This is a genomic window from Myxococcus sp. AM010, assembly GCF_013372585.1.
Taxonomy (GTDB): domain Bacteria; phylum Myxococcota; class Myxococcia; order Myxococcales; family Myxococcaceae; genus Myxococcus; species Myxococcus vastator.
Map to the genome: position 1 here is coordinate 1 of NZ_JABXEO010000152.1, position 8,740 is coordinate 8,740.

General features: G+C 69.0%; 9 protein-coding genes and 1 pseudogene. 9 read left to right on the forward strand and 1 reads right to left on the reverse strand.

Annotated elements, in window-relative coordinates; translation table 11 throughout:
• On the forward strand, positions 1-283 hold a 283-nt coding region (locus HV826_RS35235), incomplete at its 5' end, for an RNA 3'-terminal phosphate cyclase (protein ID WP_303623601.1).
• Between the two features lie 19 nt (positions 284-302).
• On the opposite strand, the gene HV826_RS35240 is transcribed toward HV826_RS35235, so the two are convergent.
• On the reverse strand, positions 303-626 hold the full coding sequence (locus HV826_RS35240) for a hypothetical protein (RefSeq protein WP_176421411.1): 324 nt from the start codon (positions 624-626) through the stop codon (positions 303-305).
• Between the two features lie 78 nt (positions 627-704).
• Here HV826_RS35240 and sppA point away from each other — a divergent pair, with 78 nt between their 5' ends.
• The 8 genes and pseudogenes from sppA to HV826_RS35280 form a co-directional block, all read left to right on the forward strand.
• A complete protein-coding gene (gene sppA / locus HV826_RS35245) occupies positions 705-2,522 on the forward strand; it encodes a signal peptide peptidase SppA (protein WP_176421405.1) in 1,818 nt (605 codons plus the stop codon).
• Between the two features lie 25 nt (positions 2,523-2,547).
• Entirely contained in the window at positions 2,548-3,588 is a 1,041-nt protein-coding gene (locus HV826_RS35250; RefSeq protein ID WP_176421406.1) for a lipid A deacylase LpxR family protein, read from the forward strand.
• Positions 3,589-4,556: 968 nt separating this feature from the next.
• Positions 4,557-5,642, forward strand: a complete 1,086-nt coding sequence (gene apbC / locus HV826_RS35255) for an iron-sulfur cluster carrier protein ApbC (RefSeq protein WP_176421407.1) — start codon at positions 4,557-4,559, stop codon at positions 5,640-5,642.
• Positions 5,643-5,658: 16 nt separating this feature from the next.
• The gene (locus tag HV826_RS35260) at positions 5,659-6,171 is read left to right on the forward strand and encodes a hypothetical protein (RefSeq protein ID WP_176421408.1); all 513 of its coding nucleotides are present in this window, start codon (positions 5,659-5,661) and stop codon (positions 6,169-6,171) included.
• Positions 6,172-6,173: 2 nt separating this feature from the next.
• Positions 6,174-6,581, forward strand: coding sequence for a hypothetical protein (locus HV826_RS35265; RefSeq protein WP_163787404.1), 408 nt, complete (start codon positions 6,174-6,176; stop codon positions 6,579-6,581).
• 76 nt (positions 6,582-6,657) lie between these two features.
• Positions 6,658-7,506, forward strand: coding sequence for a 3-hydroxyacyl-CoA dehydrogenase family protein (locus tag HV826_RS35270; protein ID WP_176421409.1), 849 nt, complete (start codon positions 6,658-6,660; stop codon positions 7,504-7,506).
• Between the two features lie 42 nt (positions 7,507-7,548).
• A complete protein-coding gene (locus tag HV826_RS35275; RefSeq protein ID WP_176421410.1) occupies positions 7,549-8,325 on the forward strand; it encodes an enoyl-CoA hydratase-related protein in 777 nt (258 codons plus the stop codon).
• A 4-nt stretch (positions 8,326-8,329) separates the two neighbouring features.
• A pseudogene (locus tag HV826_RS35280) lies at positions 8,330-8,740 on the forward strand (hypothetical protein); the annotation flags it as partial.

The window sequence follows — 8,740 nt, forward strand, 5'->3', positions numbered from 1 at the left end:
GCGGGGCCGTCTCGCCGAGGACGTGGGGCGCGAGGGCGGGGAGGCGCTGGCGCGGTTCATGGAGACGGGTGGGGCGCTCGACGAGCACCTCGCCGATCAGATCCTCCTGCCCGCCGCGCTGCTGGCCGCCGGGCGCCTGGGGCCGGCGTCACCGGGCACCACGCGCTTCACGGCGGCGCGAATCACCGACCACCTCACCACCCACGCCCGCGTCGTGGAGCGCTTCCTTCCCGTGCGCGTCACGGTGGAGGCGGGAGGTTCGGTGGAGGTCCGGCCCGTCTGACGTCCGGGCCGAAGGCGGCTCAGGCGGCTTCGTCGTCGCCGCGGTTGGAGCCGAAGGTGTTCTGCCCGGCGATGGTCTTGGACGTGTTCCGGTAGGCGCGGAGGCCGAAGGGCACGGCGACCACGAACACGAGCCCCGCGAGGCCCACGGCCATCCACGGAATCGGCTTCTGCTTGAGCTGGACGTCCTTGCCGTAGGAGTTGAGGTTGTTGCCCATGGCGCGCTGCTTGGCCGCCTCACGCTCCTCGGCGGTCATCTCGCGGGGGGCCTGGAACTCCTGGACCTGCTTGCGAGGTTGGGCCAGCGCGGCACCACCCGAGCTGAGCGCGAGGACGAGGAGCATCCGGGGAACGAGGTATCGCATATGGCCGGGGAGGCTATCACGACCCAACGGAAGGACTGAACAGGGCTTGCGCCCCGAGTGAGCGTCCATTACGGGCCGGAGACCCACATCTCCACTCCGGACGCCATGCTGCGCCTGCCCTTCATCGTCCTCGCCAACCTGTACCTCCTCCTGGTCTCCCTGCTGGGCGCCCCCTTCCGGATGATGGCCGCCAGCCACCGGCCCGCCTACGTCCGCTTCCGGCTGACGGGGGACCCGCCGTACCGCGAGCGCCGCCGCCGCCGGTTGCAGCTGGGGGGAAGCCGACCCGAGCCCGCGGATGTCACGTCCGTGGAGCGCCTGCGCGAGTCGTTGGAGCTCCTGGCGAAGGACGGCCGGGTGAAGGGCATCCTCCTGGAGGTGGAGGACCTGGCCGTGCCTGCGGCGAAGCGGGATGCGCTGGTGGCGGTGCTGACGGCCTTCCGGGCCCAGAAGAAGCGGGTGGTGGGCTGGGCGGTCCACGTGGACAACGAGGGGTATGCCCTCCTGTGCGCGGCGGACGAGGTGCTCCTGCCCCCCATGGGCCGCGTGGAGCTGGTGGGCTACGCCGCCGAGGCCACCGCCCTGGGCGAGGGCTTGTCGCGCGTGGGCATCCGGCCGCAGTTCGTCCGGCGCGGGGACTACAAGACGGCGCCGGAGCTCTTCACTCGGCCCGCCGTTTCGGACATCCAGACGCGGACGGTGGAGTCGTTCCTGGATGAGCGCTATGCGGACCTGGTGGACGTGGTGGCGCGAGGGCGGAGGAAGGCGCCGGAGGAGGTCAGGGCGCTGATTGACCAGGGGCCCTTCAGTGCTCGCCGGGCGCTGGACGCGGGGCTGGTGGACGCGCTGGTGAGCGAGGCGAACCTCCCCGCGCACCTGGGGCTGGTGAAGCCGGGGGACGGGGAGGAGGAGACGGAGCTGGAGCCGATGGCGACGTACCTGTCCACGGTTCCATTCCCGCCGGTGCGGTGGAAGCGGCTGCGGCGGAACCCGCGCGTCGCGGTGGTGCCCGTGTCGGGAATCATCATCCCGGGCAAGGGGGGCAGCGGGAAGATGGCGAACGCGGAGACGGTGGTGAAGGCGCTGCGCGCGGCGGGGCGGGACAAGCGCTCCAAGGCGGTGGTCGTCTACATCAGCAGTCCAGGCGGGACGCCGATGGCGTCGGAGCAGATGCTGGAGGCGGTGCAGCGGGTGGCGCGGAAGAAGCCCGTCATCGCGTACATGGACCGGGTGTGCGCCAGCGCGGGGTACATGGTGGCGGTGGGCGCGAAGGAGATCTGGTCCGCGCCGCACGCCATGGTGGGCTCGATTGGCGTCTTCGCTGGCAAGTTCGACGTGTCCGGGCTGATGGAGAAGCTCGGGGTGCACAAGACGGTGCTCGTCCGAGGGCGGAACGCCGCCATGCTCTCGTTCTCGCGGGGCTTCACGCCGGAAGAGGAGGCGACGCTGGAGGCGGAAGTCGAGGAGATGTACCAGGCGTTCCTCGACATCGTCGCGAAGGGGCGGGGGCGGACGAAGGAGGAGATTCACCAGTTGGCGGAGGGCCGTGTGTACTCGGGCGTGCGCGGCAAGACCGTGGGGCTGGTGGATCAGGTCGGGGGCTTCGAGGAGGCCTGCCGCTACGCGCTGTCGCTGGCGAAGGCGCCTGCGGCGGAGCGGTTCGAGATCATGACCTATGGCGCGCCCAAGCAGCGGGTGAATGTGTTGAAGCTATTGATGGGGGCGTCCCATGCACAGACGTATGCGCTGTGCCCCACGGCGTTGAGCCTGAATGGGCTGGGTGGCGCGGAGGCGTTTGAAGACAGCGCGCGCTTCGGGGTGGCCGACGTGGTGGGTAGAGTGTTGCCTGATGACCAGTGGCCATTCGGGGGCTGACGGGCGCGAGCGGTAGACTGGAGGGATGCTGACGGCACTCGCGTTGCTGACCGCATCCTGTCTGGCCCAGGCGGAGACGAAGCTGCCGTTCGTCACGAGCCTCCACTTCGAGAATGACGTGCTCGCCAAGAGCGACCGGCTCTACACGAACGGCGTCCGCGTCGAGCACTTCGGGGAGTACGACGGGTGCCGAGGGTTGGCGCGGACGCTCGGGCTGCCGGGCGGGGTGCAGCACCGGTACCTGTGTGGTGGCACGCTGGCGCAGAACATGTACACGCCCAGCCGGATTGTTCCCTCGCCGGAGCAGGAGGTGTTCCCGGACCCGAACGACCGGCCCTACGGAGGCTGGCTGCACGGCGGCATCCTCTTCCAGCACCTCTATGCGGGGAGGGCGCCCGCGGACTCGTCGAGGCTGACGCTCCAGGCCACGGTGGGCGTCACGGGCCCGGCGTCCGGGGCGGCGCAGACGCAGCGGGGGCTGCACCGGGCGCTGAATGGCCTCTTCGGGCACACGGTGGCAAGGATTCCGGTGGGTTGGGAGAAGCAGCTCCCGACGGAACCGGCGTTCCACTTCTCCGCGCTCCGCGAGCAGCCGCTGCTCTGGAGCCCCGTGGTGGACGTGACGTGGTCCGCCGGGGCGATGCTGGGCACGGTGTTCGTGAACGCGAGCCTGGGAGGAACGGTCCGTGTGGGCTATCTGGCCCGGCCGTATGGCCTGGCGCCCATCATGCCGTCCGTGGTCCAGGCGCTGGAGGCGCCGGGGGAGGACGCCTCGGAGCTGATGACCATCCGGGACGAGCGCGCCTGGGAGGCCTACCTGTACGCCCGAGGGCAGGTGAGGGTGGTAGCGAGGAACCTGTTCCTGGATGGCACGCTCTTCCGGCCGAGCCTCAGCGTCCGGAAGGCGCCCATCGTCGGGGACAGCGAGTTCGGCGCGGCCTTCCGCACGGGCGGGTTCCAGTTCGGCCTGGGCATGGTGTTCCGCTCCCAGGAGCTGGCTGACCCGCCCAACCCGCTCCTGCCCGGCCACCGGTTCACCCAGCTTCAGCTGTCGTACTTGCACTGAAGCCTGGGTGATGAACGAATCGCACCTCGTGAGCGCCGGCATCGGTCGCGATAGGGGACGAAAGCTGCCCGACAGCCTTGAGAGTGAATGCGACATCCCGAGTGTATCGCCTCAACTCAAGTGGTGGTCAGTTCGCCTCGCGTGCGGAACCCGAGCAGCCGTATCGAAGGCTTGCTGTATGTCCCCCCGCGCTGTACCTCCCGGAGAGTAATGAGCCTGTGAGCGCGCTGGGCGAAGCAGAGGACGGAGATGCGCATGAAGTGCTGGATGGAAGATTTGGAAATCGATGATGCGCCCATGGAAGAGGTGGCGTTCTCTGCGCAAAGTAGGGGCCTCAGAATGGCTGTTGATAGTGTCGACGGGCGACGCGCGTTGCTGGAGTTTTGCGACGTAGCTGCTATGCGAATGGTCCCGTCGGCATTTGTAGATCGAGACCAGCTGAGAGTTGATGGCAGATATAGGCGCTGTGTTTTGATTGTTGATGAGTCTGAGTGGCTCCGGCAGTTAATTGCGGCGTCGGAACGCGCGAAGGAGCCCGTTAACGGTGTTCTGATTCATTTCGTTGTTCCTGGCGATGACTGGGTATGGGAACTGATTGCTCGTGATTGTTGCTTTGTTGAGAACCTAAGCTCATAGACGTGCGCTTGCTGCTGGTTGAGATAGCTGGCGTGTCGCAGCCGAGCACGCCGCCGCTTAAGGTGATGCTGACCAGCGGAGTGCGCTTGAAGGACGCCCCGTCAATCAAGTCTAGGGGTACCAACCCCTCGCCCCACCGTCCGGCCCCCGCACCAGCGCTCCTGATGGGCCCGTTCAGTGGGCCGACACTCAGTAGCCGTGCCTGACACCTACAGGGTGCGCAGGGCGTACAGCCCCGTTAAACGACGTTGACAGCCCCCCCTGGGCTGGCAGATTCCGCGCCCGTTGGCGGCTTACAACCGCCCGTTTTCCAAAAGGTTTCAGGTGTCCTGATGAGCGTTACCCAGGCCGACATCCTCGCTGCGATGTCGAAGGTGATGGATCCCGAGCTTCACATCGACCTCGTGAAGGCGGGAATGGTGAAGGACGTCCGTGTCTCCGGGGACACCGCGAAACTCAAGATCGAGCTCACCACGCCTGCCTGCCCCATGAAGGGGAAGATCCAGGCCGACGCCGAGGCCGCCCTCAAGGCCGTCCCCGGCCTCAAGTCCTTCGACATCGAGTGGGGCGCCCAGGTCCGCGCCGCCGGTGGCGGCATGCCCGCGGGCGCGCTCCTCCCCCAGGTGAAGAACATCATCCTCGTCGGCGCGGGGAAGGGCGGGGTGGGCAAGTCCACCGTCGCCGTCAACCTCGCCACCGCCCTGGCCCAGCACGGCGCCAAGGTGGGCCTGCTCGACGCGGACTTCTACGGCCCCTCCGTCCCCCTGATGACCGGCCTGGGCGACAAGCGCCCCGTCAGCCCGGACGGCAAGTCGCTCAACCCGCTGGAGGCCCACGGCCTCAAGGTCATGTCCATCGGCTTCCTCGTGGAGGCCGACCAGGCGCTCATCTGGCGCGGCCCCATGCTCCACGGCGCGCTGATGCAGCTCGTCCGGGACGTGAACTGGGGCGAGCTCGACTACCTCGTCCTCGACCTGCCCCCCGGCACCGGTGACGTCGCGCTCACGCTGTCCCAGTCCATCCGCGCCGCGGGCGCCGTGCTCGTCACCACGCCGCAGGACGTGGCGCTCGCGGACGTGGTGCGCGCCAAGCAGATGTTCGACAAGGTCCACATCCCCGTGCTGGGCATCGTGGAGAACATGAGCCAGTTCGTCTGCCCGAACTGCTCGCACACCACGCCCATCTTCAACCACGGCGGCGGTCGCAAGGCCGCGCAGATGTTCGGGATTCCATTCCTCGGCGAAATCCCGCTGGACCTGAAGGTGCGGGAGTCTGGAGACTCCGGCGTTCCGGTGGTCGTAAGCGCCAAGGACAGCCCGGAGGCGAAGGCCTTCCAGGACGTCGCGCGGAACATCGCGGGGCGCGTCTCCGCCCAGAGCATCAAGAGCGTTCCGCTGCCGGTCATGCAGGCCCGCTAACTATCGAGGAGACTTCATGGCCCCGGCCGGCAACGACGACTTCCCGCCTGATCCGCTGCTCGACGACGACGAACGGCAGGACCGCTCCAGTGGCTCCAACGGGCCCGCGGGCTTCGTTCCGGAGTTCGTCCGCCGCATGGCCGTGGCCGGCCTGGGGGCCCTCTTCATGACCGAGGAGGGCATCCGCAACCTCGCGGGCCAGCTCAAGCTCCCCAAGGAGGCCCTGGGCTTCATCCTCGGCCAGGCCGAGAAGACCAAGGACGAGGTGACGCGCGCCGTCACCGAGGAGCTCCGCCGCTTCCTCCAGTCCGAGAAGCTGCGCGACGAGTTCCTCAAGCTCATGTCCGGCATGACGGTGGAGATCAAGGCGCAGATCCGCCTGGTGCCTCCCGAGAAGGACGAGCAGCCCTCCGATGCGGAGGCCCCCGCCGAGCCCCCCTCCAAGCCCCGCCGCTCCGCCGCGCCCAGCGTGGTCATCTCCGAGCTCAACGCGAAGCGCCCCGGCGCCAAGCGCACCAAGAAGGAGTAGCGGTGGACGCACCGGCCCCGCGCCCGAACGAACGCAAGAGCGCCCTGGCCAAGCGGCTACCGCTGCTCCTGCTCGCCGCCCTCGGCCTCTATCTGTGGCAGGTGACGGGCACGCCCGAGCGTGACGTCGCGTTCCAGCTCGCGGGGCCGGGCTGGGCCTCCGTGCGCGCCGTGGACCTGCAGATCTCCGACCCGGAGGGCCAGCTCCTCAAGCGCGAGGAGCGGTTCTTCCCCTCGGGGCCGCCGCCCGAGCTCGCGTACAAGGTGGACCTGCCCGAGGGCACCTGGGCCGCGGCGCTCTTCGTGAAACGTGAGGGCAGCGACGCCCGTGTGCGCCTGGAGACGCCGCTCGTCGTCGGCGAGGACCGCTACATCGTCCGGCAGCTCCAGTTGCCCGCCGCAGTTCGTTGACCGACCCGGAGGCGTGGGCTAAGGCCGCCCGCACGCCGTACTTCACGCTTTCCGACCCAAAAGGTGCGTACACGCCATGGCAACGGAACACATTGTCGTCGTCGGGGCAGGGCAGATGGGCGCGGGCATCGCGCAGGTGGCACTCGTCGCGGGCCTCCGCGTCACGCTGGCGGACGTCTCCGAAGCGGGGCTCGCCAAGGGCGCCGACCGCATCCGCGCCGGCCTGAAGAAGCTGGTGGAGAAGGGCAAGCTCGACGCCGCGAAGCAGCAGGCCGCCGAGGCCAACCTCACCACCGTGACCAAGGTCACCGACGCCAAGGACGTGGACTTCGCCGTCGAGGCCGTGACGGAGAGCGAGGGCCTCAAGCGCGGCATCTTCCTGGACCTGGACGAAGTCGTGCGCCCGGGCGGCGTGCTCGCCACCAACACGTCGTCCATCCCCATCACCCGGCTCGCCGCGTACACCAAGCGCCCCGAGTCCGTCATCGGCATGCACTTCATGAACCCGGTGCCGGTGATGCAGCTCGTGGAGCTCATCCGCGGCGCCGCCACGTCCGATGAGACCTACGCCACCACGCGGACCCTCGCGGAGAAGATGGGCAAGACGACGGTGGTCTCCAAGGACTACCCGGGCTTCATCGTCAACCGCATCCTCATCCCCATGCTCAACGAGGCCTGCTTCGCCGTCATGGAGGGCCTGGGCTCCGTCGAGGACATCGACACCGCGATGAAGCTGGGCACCAACCAGCCCATGGGCCCGCTCCAGCTCGCGGACTTCATCGGCCTGGACACCGTGCTCTCCATCGCCGAGGTGCTCCACAAGGGCCTGGGCGACCCCAAGTACCGCCCCAGCCCGCTGCTGCGGCAGTACGTGGAGGCCGGCTGGTACGGCAAGAAGACCGGCCGCGGCTTCTACAAGTACTGAGCCGCCACGCGGCGACCCACTTCCACCCCAGGAGCCTCGAACATGGCCTACGAGAACATCCGGCTGGAGCAGGAGGGCGCCGTCGCGACCCTCCTCATCGACCGCCCCAAGGCGCTCAACGCCCTCAACACCAAGACGCTGCAGGAGCTCGAGTCCGCGCTGAAGTCCCTGCCCGCGGACGTGCGCGTCCTCATCGTCACCGGCGGCGGCGAGAAGGCCTTCGTCGCGGGCGCGGACATCGCGGAGATGGCCGCGCTCACCGACGCCCAGGCCCAGGAGTTCGGCGCCCTGGGGCACCGGGTCATGGCCGCGCTGGAGGCGCTGCCCATCCCGACCATCGCCGCCGTGAATGGCTTCGCGCTCGGCGGCGGCTCCGAGCTGGCCCTGGCCTGTGACTTCATCTACGCCTCCGAGAAGGCCCGGCTTGGTCTTCCCGAAGTCGGCCTGGGCGTCATCCCCGGCTTCGGCGGCACCCAGCGCCTCACCCGCCTGGTGGGCCGCGCCCGCGCCAAGGAGCTCATCTTCACCGGCGACCGCATCGACGCGGCGAAGGCGAAGGAGCTGGGCATGGTGCTGGAGGTCCTCCCCGCGGACGGCCTGCTCGCGCACTGCCGCGCCGTGGCGGAGAAGATGCTCAAGAACAGCCCGCTGGCCATCTCCAAGGCCAAGCAGGTCATCGAGGCCGGCGCCGACCAGGACCTGCGCGCGGCCAACGAAATCGAGCGCAAGGCCTTCGGCGACCTGTTCGGCTCCGAGGACCAGCGCGAGGGCATGAAGGCCTTCCTGGAGAAGCGCATCGCGACCTTCACCGGGAAGTAGCGCGGTGAAGGGGCTCGCGGCCGGGGGACTGCTGACGTGTCTCCTGGCCGCCACGCCGGCCCGGGCCTCCGAGGACGCCGGGGACGAGGACGCGCGGGCCCCCGTCCTGGTGTCCTGGAAGCGCACGCTGTGCCTCTACACGGGCTGCTTCCTGGAGCCGCTCATCCCCGACGTCCGCTACGAGTGGGGGCCGGACGCCCAGGAGGGCTGGGTGCTGTCCTGGCCCATCCACCCGTGGGCCCTGCCGCCGCTGGACGTGCCGGGCCCCACGCTGGTCGTGTCGCCGTTCCTGGAGCCGCAGCTCCGGCTGGGACGGTCGGCCTTCCGGGTGCTCGCCGGGGCACGGGTGTATGCGTTTCCTGACGCGGCGCGCTTCGGAGTGTTGGCCGAAGGGGCGGGGCTGTGGGGAGAGGAC

Coding starts and splice junctions, on each gene's coding strand:
- HV826_RS35240 (WP_176421411.1), bottom strand. CDS start 626: ATGCTCCTCGTCCTCGCGCTCAGCTCGGGTGGTGCCGCGCTGGCCCAA.
- HV826_RS35250 (WP_176421406.1), top strand. CDS start 2,548: ATGCTGACGGCACTCGCGTTGCTGACCGCATCCTGTCTGGCCCAGGCG.
- apbC (WP_176421407.1), top strand. CDS start 4,557: ATGAGCGTTACCCAGGCCGACATCCTCGCTGCGATGTCGAAGGTGATG.
- HV826_RS35275 (WP_176421410.1), top strand. CDS start 7,549: ATGGCCTACGAGAACATCCGGCTGGAGCAGGAGGGCGCCGTCGCGACC.
- HV826_RS35270 (WP_176421409.1), top strand. CDS start 6,658: ATGGCAACGGAACACATTGTCGTCGTCGGGGCAGGGCAGATGGGCGCG.
- HV826_RS35260 (WP_176421408.1), top strand. CDS start 5,659: ATGGCCCCGGCCGGCAACGACGACTTCCCGCCTGATCCGCTGCTCGAC.